We start from the raw sequence: 16267 nt of genomic DNA on the forward strand, positions 1-16267 counted from the left end.
CGATCGCGAAGATCGCGGCGCGCGTCGTCGCCAAATCCTTGTAGTCGACATTGCTTGCGGCGACGAGCCAGCCATAGCCCGGATATTCGTCCGACAGGCTGGCTCCCGCCGACGGGCTGTAGGTTTCGCCCAGCTTTTCGCGCAGTTCGTCGGTGAGCATGAGCTGCATCACGCGCGACAGCAGGTTGAGGCGCATCGCCTCGGTCAGATCGCTGTCGTCGCGCGCCGGCCAATAGACGCGCAGCTCGGCCTGGTCGGCCGGCCCCTTGTGGATCAGCGTGCGTTCGCTGTGGTCGACCGGATAGTCGCGCTTGCGCGCGTCGCTGTGCGGATCGAACGCCGCGCGGCGTTCGGGCAGCGCGCCGAAGGTTGCCGCGATCGCATCGATCGCCGCCTGTTCGTCGATGTCGCCGACGACGCCGATCTCGATCGCGCCATGATCAAAGCTGTCGGCGACCGCCGCCTTCAATTTACTCCAGTCGAGCGCCATCATCGTCGCAAGCGGTGGCGTCTCCTCGCGCGGGTCGCCATTGGCAAGGATGCTGCCGCTGTCGCGCGCCAGCACCGCGCCGGGCGTCGCATCATTGGCGGCATATTGTTGCGGCAGATAGCGACGGATCAGCGCAAGCCCGTCGGCGCGGTAGCCGGGGTGCGTCAGATAGGCCGCCATCAGTTCGGCCTGCGCCGCGAAATCGTCGGGCGAAGTCACCGCCTTGCCGCCGAAGGCATCGGTATCGACGCCGAAGCTCGGGCTGACCGTCTTGCCCGCAAAAATGGTGCGCAGATCGTCGAGGCTATGCGCCTCCAGCCCGCCGAGGCTGATCGATCCCGCAAGCGCCACCTTGGTCGGGTCGTCGCGCGTCGCAAGCAGCGTCCCGCCGTCGACGCGCACCGACAGATAGACCTTGTCCTTCTGGAAATCGGTCTTCTTGATGTTGAGCATCACATTGTTGGCGAAGCGGATGCGCCGGATGCCGAGGTCGTCGATGCGGTCATCGCTGACGATCGTGCCGGGCGTGCCGAAATTGTCATAGGCAAAGGCCGCGCTCTGCGCCTGCGCCGGGGGTGTCACTGCGACCGCGCGCGCCGTGTCGAGCGCGGCAAGGATCGCCTTGTCGCCGCCCTCGACCGGCGTCTTGGCGGTGACGCGCGCAAGCGGCGGGCTGAAGCCCTCCATCCGTTTGCGGAAGGCCGCACTCACCGCATCGGCCGACAGCTGCGGCGCGATTGCATCGAACAGCGCCTGCGAAGTTTCGGGACGCACGACGACATAATCGCCGTCGGACGCGTCGACCAGCACATCGGCGAGCGCGTCGCTGCGCCGGGTCGTCACGCCGGCGACGGCATTCTTGAGCGCGGTGCGCCGATTGGCGATCTGTTCGTTGACCTCGGCCTGGGTGAAGCCGAACTGGACGGCGCGGCGCAGCTCGCGCTCGATCAGGCCGAGCGCCTCCGTCCACGCCCCTTCCTTGGCGATCGCCCCGACGGTGACCTGATCGAAGACCTTCCACCCGTCGGCTTCGCTGAAATAGCCCGCGAGGATCGGAGAATTCTCGTCGAGCGCAATCTTGGCTAGCCGGCGGCTCAGGATCGCTTCGCCTATGTCTTCGGCGAGCTTGCGCGCGCGCTTCGCCTTGGTGTCGGCTTCCTGCACCCAGGGTTTGAAGCTGGCGATCGTCACCGAATCCTGGATCGCAGGGTCGACGAAGGATTCGGCGGCGGCGGGGCGCTTGAAATCGAGCGTGCCGATGTCAGGATCGGCACCGGCCGAACCGCGGCCCTGCCAGTCGGCGAAGCGCGCCTTGATCTTCGCTTCGACCGCGGCGGGATCGAAATCGCCGACCATCACCAGCGTCGCCCGTTCGGGCCGGTAGTAGCGATCGTAAAGGTCGCGCAGGCGCGATGCGGGGGCGGTACGGATAACCTCTTCGGTACCGATCGGCATCCGGTTCGCGACCGTCATCCCCTTCATCTGGAAACCGAGCTGATCGACGATGTTGCGCAGCTGATAGGTATCGCGCGCGCGGCGCTCCGACAGGATGACACCGCGTTCGCGGTCGACCGCGGCGGGGTCGATCGTCAGTTCGCTCGCGGTTTCCCGCATCAACATCAGACCGGTGTCGATCAGATCGTCCGACGCGTTGGGCAGGTCGAGCTGGTAGACCGTCTGATCGAAGCCGGTCGAGGCGTTGGTATCGGCCCCAAAGGCCAGCCCCTTCCTTTCGAGCAGCTTGATCATCTCGCCCTCGGGCACATGGGTCGATCCGTTGAACGCCATATGCTCGATGAAATGCGCCAGCCCACGCTGATCCTCGGCTTCGGCAAAGCTGCCGACGTCGAAACGCATGCGCAGGACGACGCTGTCCTTGGGGGTGCTGTTCTTCAACAGCGCATATTTCATCCCGTTGGGAAGAACGCCGAAGACGATGTTTGAATCGACGGGCACATCGCTGGCCGCGAAATTCCAGGCCTTGGCCGCGGCGGTCTGCGGATTGACCGGAACGCTCTGCGCTGCGGCGGGGGCGGCGGCGGGTTCCGCGAGAACCGGCGATATGCTGACGGCGATGAGGGCAAGGGGCGAGAGCGCAGTCGAGACGCGCCAGAAAATGGTCCGCTTCATGGCGACCGGTCTGACCGCCCCATATGGGGCGGTCAAGCCCGCATCAGCTTGCGATGCCTATGCTTTCGACCGGCGACATGTCGGGTCGACCAGCCGCCTTCGCCGCATAGAGGGCGCGGTCGGCGGTGTCGAAAAGCCGGCGCGCGCTGCCACCGTCGCCGGGCCAGTTGGCGACGCCGACGCTCGCGCCGACGCGCAATGGCTGGCCGCCGATGCGGTAGGGCGCGACGAGCGCGGCGAGCAGATGATCGGCAAGCGCGGTGGCAAGCAGCGGTGAACGGCGCGGCACCAGAATGGCGAATTCGTCACCCCCCTGCCGCGCGACCAGCGCATGATCGCCGCACGCCCGGCGCAGCCGCGCCGCGACTTCGCACAGCAATTGATCGCCGGCGGCATGGCCGTGCCGGTCGTTCACCGGCTTGAAGCCGTCGAGATCGAGCAGCGCGATCGCGAATATCTCGCCATCCGCCGCGCGCGCGATTTCTTCCTCCAGCCGCAGGTCGAACGCACGCCGGTTGGGCAGCCCGGTCAGCGCGTCGCTATGCGCCAGATCGCGCATCTGCCGCTGCAATTCCAGCAGGTCGACAAGCTGGCCATGCTGCTGAAGGATCATGCGCACCAGGAACATCGTCGCGACGACCAGGCTGGTGCCCGCCGCAATCTCGGGCGCGTGGCCGGAGCTGAGCATCAGATAGGCGATCGGCACCATCCCGATGCCCAGATTGAGCAGCGCTGCAAAGCGCGTCGATGACAGGCAATAGGCGGTCGCCAGCGACCCCATCGCCATGATCATCGCATAATAGCTGTGATTTTCGGGCGGCGCGGCGAGCCAGTTGACCACCGTCCAACTGCTGCACATCGCGCCCATCATGCCCGACACCCACGCTGCCTCGACGATCACCCGCCGCGCGCGCCGCGGGCTCATGCGCCGGCCACGATAATGCATCTGCGCGGCGAAACCGAGCAGGCACACCGCCGCCAGAACGACCGGAAAGCCGATCCGGATGATCGGATGGACGCTCGGCATGCCGCCATAGATGGCGGTCGGCGTCGTCGCCGCGAGCATCAGAAAAAGCATCGGGGTCAGCGTCTCGATACGATTGGCGCGCAGAATCGCGACATCGTCCCGGATATCCTCCGGCAATGGCGGAAAAAAGCGCCGCCGCATCCATGCTATAACCCCCGTCATTCCGGCTAGGTATCAAGCGGGGGTAAAGCATGCGTTAAATAAAGGAAGGATTGTTTTTCATCGCCCTAACCGGGCCGCCCCTCCTTACGGCATGCCAAAAATTAACCATGTTCTGCGATCCCTCGCGCCGCGTTCATGTCGCAGGAGCTTTCGCATGTCCTTCCCGTCGCCCGATTTCACCGCGCCCAGCCAGATCGACGGCGCAATCCTTCCGCCCGCCGCGCCCAGTCTGCCGCAGCAGGACACGCCGGCGGAGCAGGCCGCGCGCGCCGCGCAACTCGCTGCGACGCGGCAGGTCTATATGTGGACGACCGACGAGCCGTCGCTTCCCGGCGTTCCGCTCGCGACCGACGTGCCCAAACAGGATATGCCGACGATCGCCTGGTTCGCGATCCTGATCGGCGTCGGGCTGGCGATCGTGCGCAATGCACTCGCGGTGAAGCTGGACGGCGTCGACAAGGGCGAACTCGATACCCCGCGCAGCACCTATGAAGCCGCGCTGGCCGAATGCGACGCGATCGAGCAATCGACCGCGCGGATCGCGGCGGGCCATGCGATGAAGGATGGCACGTCGCTCCTCGGCCATTTCGTCGACGAGGTCGAACATGTCGTGGCCGCGGTCGAAGCCGACACGCAGCTTGCGAAGCTGGAGGCGCATCGCCAGCGGATCGAAGCGCTGATCAAGGTCAGCGCGGCCGAAGTGGCGGGCCTCGGCAGCAGCGCGCCGCGCAGCCTCGACGCTTATCGCGCCCTGTTCCGGACGCTGCCCGTTCCCGGTGTCGCCTATGATTTTCAGGACGATGCCTGTTTCGCGCGGCTGCGCGTTCAGGGGCCGAACAATATGCTGATCGCCGCGGCGGGCGACGCGCTCCCGACCAATTTCCCGCTCAGCCCCGCGCGCTATGCCGCGGTGATCAATGGCGACACGCTGGACGCCGCGCTTGCCGAGCGCCGGCTGTTCCTGCTCGACTATGCCGAACTCGCGGTGCTGACGCCGGGCACCTACGGCAGCCTTGCCAAATATGTCTGGCAGCCGATTGCGCTGTTCGCGGTGCCGCCGGGCGGATCGGCGCTCGTGCCGGTCGCGATCCAGTGCGGGCAGGATCCCGCGCTGCACCCCATCTTCACGCCGTCGGCCGCCGCCGATGCGCAATGGGGCTGGGAGATGGCGAAGCTGGTCGTTCAGGTCGCCGACGGCAATTATCACGAACTCTTCACGCATCTGGCGCGCACTCATCTGGTGATCGAGGCTTTCGCGGTCGCCACGCACCGCCATCTGGCCCAGGCGCATCCGCTATGGGCGCTGCTCGTTCCGCATTTCGAAGGGACACTGTTCATCAACGATCAGGCCGCAACCTCGCTGATCGCCGCGAACGGGCCGATCGACCATATTTTCGCAGGCACCATCGCATCGAGCCAGGCCGCGGCGGCCGACGACCGACTGGCCTTCGACTTTTACGGCAAGATGCTGCCAGCCGATCTGGCCGCACGCGGCGTCGGGACCGGATCGACGCTCGCCGACTATCCTTATCGCGACGACGCGCTGCTGGTCTGGAACGCGATCCGCGAATGGGCGCGCCAATATGTCTGGCTCTATTATACCGACGATAACGCGGTTGTCGGCGACACCGAACTCGCCGCCTGGGCCGACAGCCTGGCCGGCGAAGCGCGGATCAGCGGCTTCGGCCCGATCGCAACGCGCGACCAGCTTGCCGATGTCTGCACGATGGTGATGTTCACCGCGAGCGCGCAACATGCCGCGGTGAATTTCCCGCAAAAGGACATCATGGCCTTTGCGCCCGCCGTCACCGGCGCGGCGTGGCAGGCCGCGCCAGATTGCGAGCGCGGGCAGGACAAGCCGGGGTGGCTCGCGATGATGCCACCGATGGCGCTGGCGCTCGAACAGCTCAACGTGCTCGAACTGTTGGGTTCGGTGCATTACCGGCCGCTCGGCGACTATCGCAGCAACAGCTTCCCCTACCCGCCCTGGTTCCAGGATCCGCGCGTCACCGCGCCCGAGGGGCCGCTCGCGTGGTTCAAGGGGGTGCTGGCCAATGTCGAAACCGCGATCGCCGCGCGAAACGCGCAGCGGCGGCAGCCCTATCCCTATCTGCAGCCCAGCCTGATTCCGACGAGCATCAATATCTGAGGCAGCGTCAGCGACAAAACTGCGTCATGGCGAGCCCGGCAAGGCCGGGTGAAGCAATCCAGAGCGGTTTACGCGCGCTCTGGATTGCCGCGTCGCTTTCGGCTCCTCGCAATCGCGCGCTGTAAACGCTCGGCCGCGCGCGGGATCGGGGCGGCCTTAGCTGCCCTTCTTCTTGCGGTGCGTTTCGAGGTCGAGCACCGCATTGTCGCCGCCTTCGGGCATCAGGCCAAGGCGCCGTGCGACCTCCTGATAGGCTTCGACTTCGCCGCCAAGGTCGCGGCGGAAGCGATCCTTGTCGAGCTTTTCATTGGTGTTCATGTCCCACAGGCGGCAACCGTCGGGGCTGATTTCGTCGGCCAGGATGATGCGGCTGTAATCGCCGTCGTAGAGCCGTCCGAATTCGAGCTTGAAGTCGACGAGGCGGATGCCGACCGCCGCGAACATGCCGCTCATGAAATCATTGATGCGGATCGCCATGTCCTGAATGTCGTGCAGTTCGTCCTGGCTGCACCAGTTGAAGCAGGCGATATGTTCTTCGGCGACCAGCGGATCGCCGAGCGCATCGTCCTTGTAGCAATATTCGATCAGCGTGCGCGGCAGCGGCGTGCCTTCCTCCAGCCCGAGGCGCTTCGACAGCGTGCCCGCCGCGACATTGCGCACGATCACCTCGATCGGCACGATCTCGACCTGACGGATCAGCTGTTCGCGCATGTTGAGGCGGCGGATGAAGTGCGTCGGCACGCCGATATTGCCGAGCAGCGTGAAGACATGCTCCGAAATCCGGTTGTTGAGCACGCCCTTGCCGTTGATCGTGCCGCGCTTTTGCGCGTTGAACGCGGTCGCATCATCCTTGAAATACTGGATCAGCGTGCCCGGTTCGGGACCTTCGTAGAGGATCTTCGCTTTGCCTTCGTAGATCTGGCGGCGACGGGCCATGGCGGTCAACTTTCTGTCGGAACCAAATGAATGGCCCCGGCAAAGCGACTCAAATGTGAGCGCGACGCCGGGGCGGTCGGGGCGCCTATAGCGACAAAGCGAGGGCGCGTCATCCCCGGGTTGAAAGCGATCCTCCCTGTCGCGCAGCGATGGGGAGGTGGCAGCGGCGCAGCCGCTGACGGAGGGGCCTTTGCGCAACGCCGCTGCCCCGCCACCATCCTTCGGATGGCCCCCTCCCCATCGCTGCGCGACAGGGAGGATCTTTCTTTACGTTTACGTAAAGTGCTTGCACTCGACGCCGTCGCTTGCAACGCTGCTACCAAAGCCAAGGAGAGAGAAGATGAGTTTCGAACAGATTCGTCTCGACAAGCATGAGGGTATCGCGCTGCTGACCCTCTATCGCCCCGACCGCATGAACGCCTTCACCGGCGAGATGATGCAGGAAATCATTACCGCGCTCGACGAATGCGATGCCGACGACGGCGTCCGCGCGGTGATCTTCACCGGTCATGGCGAAAAGGCCTATTGCGCGGGCGCCGACCTGGGCGCGGGCGCCGCGACTTTCGATTATGACAAGCGCGCCGACAAGCAGGCGCTGCTGCCCGACGGCACCCCGGCCAGCCCGATCGGCGAAGACGGCACGATCAACTGGTCGCACCCGCTGATCCGCGATGGCGGCGGCCGCGTGTCGATGCGCATCTTCGAAGCGAAAAAGCCTGTCCTCGGCGCCATCAATGGCGCCGCGGTCGGCATCGGCGCGACGATGACCCTGTCGATGGATGCCCGGCTGGCGAGCGACAACGCCCGCTACGGCTTCGTCTTCGCGCGCCGCGGGATCGTTCCCGAAGCGGCATCGAGCTGGTTCCTGCCGCGACTGGTCGGCATCCAGACCGCGCTCGACTGGTGCTATTCGGGCCGGCTGATCCCCGCCGCCGAAGCGCATGAAAAGGGGCTGGTACAGTCGGTCCATACGCAAGGCGAGCTGGTCGACGCCGCGATCGCCAAGGCGCGCGAGCTGACCGGCGACAGCGCTCCGGTATCGGTCGCGCTGACGCGGCACATGATGTGGCGGATGCTCGGCGCCCCGCACCCGATGAGCGCCCACCGTTGGGACAGCCGCGTGATCTTCGCTCGCGGCCGCAGCCCCGACGCGGCCGAAGGCGTAACCAGCTTCCTCGAAAAGCGCGCGCCCAACTTCACCGCCAGCGTCGCCAACGACTATCCGGCGTTCGGAGAGTTCGAGGACGCTCCGCCCTATAGCTGAGGCGATGGGCAATGCTGTGGGTCAGGGCCGTCCGGGCTCTGACCCCGGCGTTCCGGCGCTAGCCCCAGCACGCGTACCATCGAGATTTGATGCCGCCGACCGGCTGCAGAATGTCGGTGAGATTCATGCAAATTCTCCCACCGCGGCGCGGGATCGAACTCAGCCGATGGGGGTTGGTATAGCAGCGCGGGCACCGAGGGGGAGCGGTTCATTCTCCTGTCATCCACCCGCCGCATAAATGAGTCTGGCGCGCTTCGTCCGAAGCGCCGGACCAAAGTGGGAGCATGAACATGAGCATTTTCAGCAAGATAAAAGACGCGATCTTCGGCAAGAAGGCGGAAGCCGCCACCCCCGCTCCGGTAACACCGGTAGCCCCCGCCGAGGTACCCGCTGGCCCCGCCGCGGCCGCGGCGCCCACTGCTGCAATCAGCGAAGTCGATGTCGAGGCTATCCTCGCCGCAGAAGCTGCCAAGGTGACGCAGCCGCTCAACTGGCGCACCTCGATCGTCGATCTGATGAAGCTGCTCGACATCGATTCGAGTCTCGCCAATCGCAAGGAGCTGGCGCAGGAACTCGGCTATACCGGCGAACTCAACGGCAGCGCCGAAATGAATATCTGGCTGCATAAAGCGGTGATGCGTGAACTTGCCGCAAACGGCGGCAAGGTTCCCGCCGACCTGACCGACTGATCCTTTTCTTGCTCCTCCCCGTCGCGACGCGATGGGGAGGTGGCAGCGGCAAGGCCGCTGACGGAGGGGCGATAGCGCCACGTTGCCGCCCCTCCACCATCCTTCGGATGGTCCCCCTCCCCACCGCCTTGCGGCAGGGAGGAACGGGTTCCGGTTGACCCCCGCGCCGCGGTGCCTAGACAGGTTTCAACAGAAACAAGTCGCGAGGGAGCCGTCCGTGTCCGATCCATTCCATACGCCCGTCAGCCGCCGTCAGACGATCGCCACCCTCGGTGCCGGAGTCGCGGGGCTGGCCTTGACCGCGCCGGCCCGCGCCTTCGCGCCCGCGACCAGCGGCGACGGCACGGCGGGCGCCGACGCGCTGCTGACCTCGATCGCCGACAATCTCCTCGCCCATTCGCCCGAGGGAGCGACCTCGCTCGGCATCGATACCGGCGCGCGCGCGGCGATGCGGGCGCAGCTCGGCGATCGGTCGGCGGCGGGGCAGCAGGCACTGGCGGCGACGCTGAAGGCCGACCTGGCGCGCGTCCGCGCCTTCGACACGGCGGGGCTCGACCATGCGACGCGAACCAGTCTTGCGGTCGTCGACAGCGCCTATGACGTCGCGCTCGCCGGCTTTGCGCAGCCCTATGGCGATGTCGCGGTGGGCGGTTGGCGCAACACGCCCTATGTCGTCATTCAGAATGTCGGCGCCTATCTCGACGTGCCGAAATTTCTCGACAGCGATCATCCGGTCAAGACGAGCGCCGACGCCGAGGCCTATCTTGCGCGCCTCGCCGCCTATCCTGCCGCGCTCGACGGCGAAACCGAACGGCTCAAGGCCGCCGCCGCCCAAGGCCTCATCGCCCCGGCCTTTCTGATCGACAAGGCGGTCAAGCAGATGGAAGCGAGCCTTGCCGACGCCCGCGACGGCGGCGGGCTGGTCGAGAGCCTCGCCTCGCGGACGCGCAAACAGAATATTGCCGGCAACTGGGGCCCGCGCGCCGAGGCGATCACGCGCGAGACGGTGGTGCCGGCGCTCGAACGCCAGCTTGCCGAACTCAAGGCGCAGCGGCCGAAGGCGACGATGGACGCGGGCATGTGGGCACGGCCGCACGGCGACGAATTCTATGCCTGGGCGCTGCGCGCATCGACCACGACGCGGATGACCCCCGACGAGGTTCACAAAATGGGTCTGGAGCAGCTTGAAGAGTTGCACGGGCGGATGGACCCGATCCTTCAGAAGCTCGGCTATACGCAAGGGTCCGTCGGCGACCGGATGAACGCGCTGGCGAAAGACCCGCGCTTCAAATTCCCCGACAATGATCAGGGCCGGGCCGAGATCGTCGCCTATATCCAGAGCTGGCTGAACAAGATTCGCGCCCAGTTGCCGCGCGCCTTCCGCACGATGATGAAGGGCAATGTCGAGGTGAAGCGCCTGCCGCTCGCCGAAGAACCCGGCGCGCCCGCGGCCTATGGCGGCGCCGGATCGATCGACGGATCGATCCCCGGCCGCTTCTGGATCAACCTGCGTACGACCGATCTGCACAGCAAATATTCGCTCCCCGACCTTGCGATGCACGAAGCGATCCCCGGCCATGCCTGGCAGGGCGAATATGCGAACAAGATGCCGCTGATCCGCTCGATGCTCGCCTTCAACGCCTATTCCGAGGGCTGGGCGCTCTATGCCGAGCAGCTTGCCGACGAGCTGGGGCTTTACGACGATTTCGAGGTCGGACGGCTCGGCTATCTTCAGTCGATCGCCTTTCGCGCCTGCCGCCTTGTCGTCGATACGGGGATCCACGCGAAGCGCTGGACGCGCGAAGAGGGCGTGCGCTTCTTCGTCGAACGCAACGGATCGAACCCGCTGGAGGTCGCGAGCGAAGTCGATCGTTATTGCAGCTGGGTCGGCCAGGCCTGCGGCTACAAGGTCGGCCACAGCGAAATCGTCCGCCAGCGCGGCCGCGCCCAGACCGCGCTCGGTGCAAACTATGACCTGCGCGATTTCGACGACACCGTCGTGCTCGGCGGTAATGTGCCGCTCGACGTTCTCGCGAAGAACGTCGACGAATATATCGCGGAAACGAAGGGATAGTGACCGGAAAAAGGCAAGGCGATCCTTCGCTTCGCTGACGCTATCGCCGACGGTAGGCGCACCTGACGGGTTCGCCTATTTCTTCCCGAACAGCGAGCCCGCGATGCCGCCCAGGTCGTTGAGCGGGTTGCCGTCGCCATCGCGGTCGAGCGCACCGAGAATGCCCGCGCCGCCGTCCTGCTGGACCATCTGCGCAAAGCGACCGAGCGAGCCTTCGCCGCCGATCTGGCCGATGATCTCCTGCAACTTGTCGAGCGGCAGACCGGTGGTCGCGGCAGCGCCTTCGGCGGTGTCACCCTGCATCGGGTGATGCTTGGCGAGCGCGGCAATCGCCGATTCGACATGCTCGGGCGACAGGCCGACCTTGGCGGCAAGGTTAGCCACCGTGTCGTTTCCGGAAATCTGTCCGAGAATATTGTCCAAGATGCTCATGGCTGCGCTCCTTCGCTTCGAGTCGGAACCGACGCTATCACGGCGCAGGCAGCGGCGCGAGGTCCGGCGGGACGAACCCGCGCCGCGCCGGCACCGAAAAGAGCAGGTCGCGGCTGTAGAAGCGCAGCGGCCAGTCGCGCGCGCCCACGGGCGATCGCAGCAACGCATTGACGCGGCTGGTCAGGCCCGTCTCCGGCGTTTCAGCGAGGAACAGCCGCACCCCCGCGACATAGGCGCGGGTGATGCTGTCGTGATAGCCCTGCGTGTCGTCGTTCACGCCGCCCACGCTTTCGTTGAAGCGGCGGATGATCGGCGCAATTTCGGCATCGACGTCGATGTCGGGGCGCTCGCTCAGCAGCCAGAGGCACGCCGCCAGATGCGCCTCGTGCGTCCACGCCTCGCGCGGCAGGGTGCAGGCGAGCAAGCCTGCACCGATCGCGCGAATATCGGCATCGCGCTCGAACAGGCGCGGGGTAAAGTCGGTGGTCATGGGTCCGGTCCTTCCGGGTGAATGAGCACCCGGAAGTTTCCGGGTTGGGGTTAGAACCCGCCCAATACACCGCTGAGGTTTGAAGCGATTTCGTTCAGTGCAAGGAGAAGAGACGCCCGGATATAGATATATCCCAAGGCTCTTCGACGCGGCAATGGACGAAATCGGTCAAATCCCGAAGGGACGCCCAAATGGCTTCGCCATTTGGGCGCCTCAGCGGCGTATTGGGCGGGTTCTAACCCTTAGGCCGCGACGGCGGCCTGCGGTGCGGCGTTGCGGACGCCTTCGTCGACATGGTCCGCAAATTGCGCGAAATTGTCGATGAATTGCTGCACCAGCGTTTGCGCCGTGCGGTCATAGGCCGCCTTGTCGGCCCAGGCTTCGCGCGGATCGAGCAGGCCCGAATCGATGCCGGGCACCGCAACGGGAACCATGAAGCCGAAATTCGGATCCTTGCGGAATTCCGCATTGTTCAGGCTGCCGTCGAGCGCCGCGTTGAGCAGTGCGCGGGTCGCCTTGATCGGCATGCGGCTGATCCCCTCCATCGTCGCCATGCCGCCGGTCCAGCCGGTGTTGACGAGCCAGCATTCGACGCCGCCCTTGGCGATGCGCTCCTTGAGGAGGTTGCCGTAAACCGACGGATGGCGCGGCATGAACGGCGCGCCGAAGCAGGTCGAGAAGGTCGCCTCGGGCTCGGTCACGCCGATTTCGGTGCCGGCAACGCGCGCAGTATAGCCCGACAGGAAGTGATACATCGCCTGATCGGGGGTCAGCTTCGCGATCGGCGGCAGCACACCATAGGCATCGGCGGTGAGCATGATGATATTCTTGGGCACCGGACCCATATTCTTTTCCGACGCATTCGGGATGAAGTCGATCGGATAGGACCCGCGGCTGTTTTCGGCGAGGCTGTTGTCGTCGAGGTCGAGTTCGCGCGTCGCGGGGTCGATCACCACATTTTCGAGCACCGTGCCGAAACGCTTCGTCGTCGCATAGATTTCGGGTTCGGCCTCGGCCGACAGGCGGATCATCTTGGCGTAGCAGCCGCCTTCGAAGTTGAAGACCGCGGTGTCCGACCAGCCATGCTCGTCGTCGCCGATCAGTGTGCGCGAGGCGTCGGCCGACAGCGTCGTCTTACCCGTGCCCGACAGGCCAAAGAAGACCGCGGTGTCGCCGTCGGCGCCGATGTTCGCCGAGCAATGCATCGGCATCACGCCCTGCACCGGAAGGAGATAGTTGAGGATGCCGAACACCGACTTCTTCATCTCGCCGGCATATTGCGTGCCGCCGATCAGGATCAGCTTTTCGGAGAAGTTCACCGCGATCACCGTTTCGGTGCGCGAACCATGTTTCGCCGGGTCGGCGCGGAAGCTCGGCAGGTCGATGATCGTATATTCGGTCGCGAAGGACGCCAGTTCCTCGGCCGTCGGACGGCAGAGCAGCGTGCGAATGAACTGGCTGTGCCAGGCGAATTCGGTGATGACCTGCACCCCGACGCGATATTCGGGCTGCGAACCGCCGAACAGCCGCTGGCGATAGACGCGGTCGCGCGATGCGAGATGGGCAAAGAAATCGGCCTTGAGCGCGGCGAAATGATCGGGGGTCATCGGCACATTGGTCTTGCCCCACCAGATGGTATCTGCCGTTTCGGCATCCTGGACGATGAACTTGTCCTTGGCGCTGCGCCCGGTGTGCTTGCCGGTGGCGACGACGAGCGGGCCGTCCTTCGCGAGCAGGCCTTCGCCATTGCGCACGGCATCCTCGACGAGCTGCGCAGTGCCCCAGTTTTCGGCCACATTCGCTTTGGTTTCGACGGTGTCGGTACCGATCACAACCTTGGTCATTTGCTTCGCCTTTCCTCTGCGCCGCGCGCACCTTTGCATAGGTATGCAGGACATGCCATGCGAAAGCGATGGGCCCGCATGAACATGGGGTGCCGACGTCACGCCGATTCCGAAATCCCGGCCGCGTTAGCGATAGCCGAGGCGGAGGTCAAAAGATTAAAAGGTGAATCGCGGGCGGGACGTGCGCAGTTGTCGCTGGGCGGCAGATCGGCTAGTCCGGCGCCGGGTCCGCCCAATGGAAAGAGCATGACGGCAACCATCGCGCTGGTCGACGACGACCGCAACATCCTGCAATCCCTGTCGATCGCGCTTCAGGCCGAAGGCTTCGTCACGCGCGTCTATTCGGACGGCGAAGCCGCCCTGAAGCCGCTCATCGACAATCCGCCCGATCTGGCCGTCTTCGACGTCAAGATGCCGCGCATGGACGGGCTCGAGCTGCTGCGCCGCCTGCGCGAGAAAAGCCAGCTTCCGGTGATCTTCCTCACCAGCAAGGACGACGAGATCGACGAGGCGCTGGGACTCGCGATGGGTGCCGACGACTATATCTCCAAACCCTTTTCGCAGCGGCTGCTGATCGCCCGCATCCGCGCGATCCTGCGCCGCGTCGACCTCAACCGCAATGCCGCGGCCGCCGACGACGAGCCTGCGGCCGAACCGATCGTGCGGGGCCGGCTCGCGATGGACCCGGCGCGGCACAAGGTGAGCTGGGGCGGCAGGGATGTGACGCTGACCGTCACCGAATTCCTGATTCTGGAGACGCTTGCCAGCCGCCCGGGCATCGTGCGCAGCCGCAACCAGCTTCTCGACGCGGCCTATCAGGACGATGTCTATATCGACGATCGCACCATCGACAGCCACATCAAGCGCCTGCGCCGCAAGTTCCGCGAGGTCGATTCGGACTTCGACGCGATCGAGACGCTCTATGGTGCGGGGTATCGTTTCTCCGATGATGGCTGACGCGTCGATTGCCGAACAGGAGGAAGCCCCGCTCGTCTGGTCGGCGCGCTGGTCGCTCACGACGCGCATCCTGGCCGTCAACATCCTGGCGATCGCGCTGCTGGCGGGCGGATTCTTCTATCTCGATACCTATCGCACCCGCCTCGTCGATACGCGCATTTCCGAAATGCAGGACCAGCTCGGCCTGCTCGACAGCGCGCTCGAGGCGGCGCGCCCCGACCAGCGTGCGCGGCTGATCGGCGAATTCACGCGCGCGACCGAATCGCGGCTGCGCTTCTATGCTGCCGATGGCCGCAAGCTGTCCGACAGTTTCGATCATGGGCCGCCGACCTATACGCTTCGCGATCCCGATTTGCAGGCGTGGCAGCGCGATGCGGCGCGCGCGATGGACCGCGGCATCGACTGGATCGTCGGCGCGCCGAGCTACCCCGAATTTACCGAGCCGGCCCAAGACACGCTCGCCGCCTGGCCCGAGGCCGAAGCGACATTGCGCAGCGGCGAAGCGCAGGCGCGATTCCGCTATGCCCCCGAACGCACCCCGCTGCTCAGCGCCACCCGCGTCGTCGATCTGGAGACACCCGAGGTGATGCTGATGACGCTCAACGCGCGCGACATCACGCGCACGGTGCGCGCCGAGCGCTTCCGCCTCGCAATCGTCATCGCGATGGTCGTGATCGCATCGGTCCTGCTGTCGCTGTTTCTGGCGCGCACGATCGTTCGCCCGCTGCGCCGACTGGCACGCGCCGCCGTTCGTGTCCGGCTGGGCCGCGCGCGCGAGGTGGTCGTCCCCCGCCTGCCGAGCCGCCGCGACGAGATCGGCACGCTGGCACGCGCGCTGAGCGACATGACGCAGGCGCTGCGCGAGCGCATCGACGCGGGCGAACATTTCGCCGCCGATGTGACGCACGAGCTTAAAAATCCCATCGCATCGGTGCGATCGGCGATCGAAGGGCTGGGGCGCGTAACGTCCGACGCGCAGCGCACCCAGTTGCTCGCTATCGCCGACGAGGATGTCCGCCGGCTCGACCGCCTCGTCACCGACATCAGCGACGCAAGCCGGATCGACGCGCAATTGTCGCGCGCGTCTTTTGAACCCGTCGATGTCGGGCTGATGATCGAATCGATGCTCGCCGCGCGCTGCGCCCGCAACAGCCAGAACGAAGATCGACCGCGCATCGCCTTTGCGCGGCCGCGCAAGGGGACGACTGCGGTGATGGGCGACGGCCATCGGATCGAGCGGGCGATCGACAATGTCATCGACAATGCGATCAGCTTCTCGCCCGCAGGCGGCCTCGTCTGCATCGCCGCCACGCGGCTGGGCGACGAGGTTCACGTGCGGGTCGACGACGACGGGCCGGGGATCGAACCGTCGCAACGCGAAGCAATTTTTCGCCGTTTCCATAGCGAACGGCCGTCGGGGGAAGCGTTCGGCAAGCATAGCGGGCTGGGCCTCGCCATCGCGCGAACGATCATCGAGGGGCATGGCGGCACCATCTCGGCGCGCGACCGCGACGACGGCCGGCCCGGCGCCAGCCTGCTGATCACCCTGCCCGCGCGCGAAGGCTCCGATCCCACAGGCTGAACTTGCCGCGGGCGCCTATCGCCTTGCAGCCCCGCTTCGTC

Annotated in this window: 12 protein-coding genes; 6 read left to right on the forward strand and 6 right to left on the reverse strand. The window is 65.6% G+C overall.

What is annotated here, in order from left to right; genetic code table 11:
* Positions 1–2620: M16 family metallopeptidase (locus STE01S_RS00080; RefSeq protein ID WP_062763886.1), on the reverse strand; the 2620-nt coding region annotated here is incomplete at its 3' end.
* 43 nt (positions 2621–2663) lie between these two features.
* Positions 2664–3788, reverse strand: a complete 1125-nt coding sequence (locus tag STE01S_RS00085) for a GGDEF domain-containing protein (RefSeq protein ID WP_062763888.1) — start codon at positions 3786–3788, stop codon at positions 2664–2666.
* A 175-nt stretch (positions 3789–3963) separates the two neighbouring features.
* Between STE01S_RS00085 and STE01S_RS00090 the strand changes: the two genes are divergently transcribed.
* Positions 3964–5958 (forward strand): lipoxygenase family protein, encoded by a 1995-nt coding sequence (locus tag STE01S_RS00090; RefSeq protein ID WP_062763890.1) that lies wholly within the window; start codon positions 3964–3966, stop codon positions 5956–5958.
* A gap of 156 nt (positions 5959–6114) precedes the next feature.
* Here the strand turns inward: STE01S_RS00090 and purC are convergent, their stop codons facing one another.
* On the reverse strand, positions 6115–6894 hold the full coding sequence (gene purC / locus STE01S_RS00095) for a phosphoribosylaminoimidazolesuccinocarboxamide synthase (protein WP_003040316.1): 780 nt from the start codon (positions 6892–6894) through the stop codon (positions 6115–6117).
* A 340-nt stretch (positions 6895–7234) separates the two neighbouring features.
* Here purC and STE01S_RS00100 point away from each other — a divergent pair, with 340 nt between their 5' ends.
* From STE01S_RS00100 to STE01S_RS00110, 3 genes are all read left to right on the forward strand, one after another.
* The gene (locus STE01S_RS00100; RefSeq protein ID WP_058812586.1) at positions 7235–8158 is read left to right on the forward strand and encodes a crotonase/enoyl-CoA hydratase family protein; all 924 of its coding nucleotides are present in this window, start codon (positions 7235–7237) and stop codon (positions 8156–8158) included.
* Between the two features lie 290 nt (positions 8159–8448).
* Positions 8449–8847, forward strand: coding sequence for a DUF3597 domain-containing protein (locus STE01S_RS00105; protein ID WP_062764520.1), 399 nt, complete (start codon positions 8449–8451; stop codon positions 8845–8847).
* Between the two features lie 217 nt (positions 8848–9064).
* Complete coding sequence (locus STE01S_RS00110) at positions 9065–10921, forward strand: DUF885 domain-containing protein (RefSeq protein ID WP_062763892.1); 1857 nt, start codon at positions 9065–9067, stop codon at positions 10919–10921.
* A 75-nt stretch (positions 10922–10996) separates the two neighbouring features.
* Here the strand turns inward: STE01S_RS00110 and STE01S_RS00115 are convergent, their stop codons facing one another.
* The 3 genes from STE01S_RS00115 to STE01S_RS00125 all read right to left on the reverse strand — a co-directional run bounded on the left by STE01S_RS00115 (position 10997) and on the right by STE01S_RS00125 (position 13687).
* Positions 10997–11353: a hypothetical protein gene (locus STE01S_RS00115; protein ID WP_003040328.1), complete on the reverse strand. Its 357-nt coding sequence runs from the start codon at positions 11351–11353 to the stop codon at positions 10997–10999.
* 37 nt (positions 11354–11390) lie between these two features.
* On the reverse strand, positions 11391–11843 hold the full coding sequence (locus tag STE01S_RS00120; RefSeq protein WP_062763894.1) for a hypothetical protein: 453 nt from the start codon (positions 11841–11843) through the stop codon (positions 11391–11393).
* Between the two features lie 242 nt (positions 11844–12085).
* Positions 12086–13687, reverse strand: coding sequence for a phosphoenolpyruvate carboxykinase (locus tag STE01S_RS00125; protein ID WP_062763896.1), 1602 nt, complete (start codon positions 13685–13687; stop codon positions 12086–12088).
* Between the two features lie 246 nt (positions 13688–13933).
* Here STE01S_RS00125 and STE01S_RS00130 point away from each other — a divergent pair, with 246 nt between their 5' ends.
* Positions 13934–14644, forward strand: coding sequence for a response regulator transcription factor (locus STE01S_RS00130; RefSeq protein ID WP_003040337.1), 711 nt, complete (start codon positions 13934–13936; stop codon positions 14642–14644).
* The gene (locus tag STE01S_RS00135) at positions 14634–16226 is read left to right on the forward strand and encodes a sensor histidine kinase (protein ID WP_371830024.1); all 1593 of its coding nucleotides are present in this window, start codon (positions 14634–14636) and stop codon (positions 16224–16226) included. Before STE01S_RS00130 ends, STE01S_RS00135 begins: the two co-directional genes overlap by 11 nt.
* The last annotated feature ends 41 nt before the right edge of the window (positions 16227–16267 follow it).

Source organism: Sphingopyxis terrae subsp. terrae NBRC 15098 (assembly GCF_001598815.1).
Lineage (GTDB): Bacteria > Pseudomonadota > Alphaproteobacteria > Sphingomonadales > Sphingomonadaceae > Sphingopyxis > Sphingopyxis terrae.

What these genes read in the sequence shown, in the direction of transcription:
- STE01S_RS00135 (WP_371830024.1), top strand. Translation starts at nt 14,634, where the DNA reads ATGATGGCTGACGCGTCGATTGCCGAACAGGAGGAAGCCCCGCTCGTC.
- STE01S_RS00090 (WP_062763890.1), top strand. Translation starts at nt 3,964, where the DNA reads ATGTCCTTCCCGTCGCCCGATTTCACCGCGCCCAGCCAGATCGACGGC.
- STE01S_RS00120 (WP_062763894.1), bottom strand. Translation starts at nt 11,843, where the DNA reads ATGACCACCGACTTTACCCCGCGCCTGTTCGAGCGCGATGCCGATATT.
- STE01S_RS00085 (WP_062763888.1), bottom strand. Translation starts at nt 3,788, where the DNA reads ATGCGGCGGCGCTTTTTTCCGCCATTGCCGGAGGATATCCGGGACGAT.
- STE01S_RS00125 (WP_062763896.1), bottom strand. Translation starts at nt 13,687, where the DNA reads ATGACCAAGGTTGTGATCGGTACCGACACCGTCGAAACCAAAGCGAAT.
- STE01S_RS00105 (WP_062764520.1), top strand. Translation starts at nt 8,449, where the DNA reads ATGAGCATTTTCAGCAAGATAAAAGACGCGATCTTCGGCAAGAAGGCG.
- STE01S_RS00100 (WP_058812586.1), top strand. Translation starts at nt 7,235, where the DNA reads ATGAGTTTCGAACAGATTCGTCTCGACAAGCATGAGGGTATCGCGCTG.
- STE01S_RS00115 (WP_003040328.1), bottom strand. Translation starts at nt 11,353, where the DNA reads ATGAGCATCTTGGACAATATTCTCGGACAGATTTCCGGAAACGACACG.
- purC (WP_003040316.1), bottom strand. Translation starts at nt 6,894, where the DNA reads ATGGCCCGTCGCCGCCAGATCTACGAAGGCAAAGCGAAGATCCTCTAC.
- STE01S_RS00130 (WP_003040337.1), top strand. Translation starts at nt 13,934, where the DNA reads ATGACGGCAACCATCGCGCTGGTCGACGACGACCGCAACATCCTGCAA.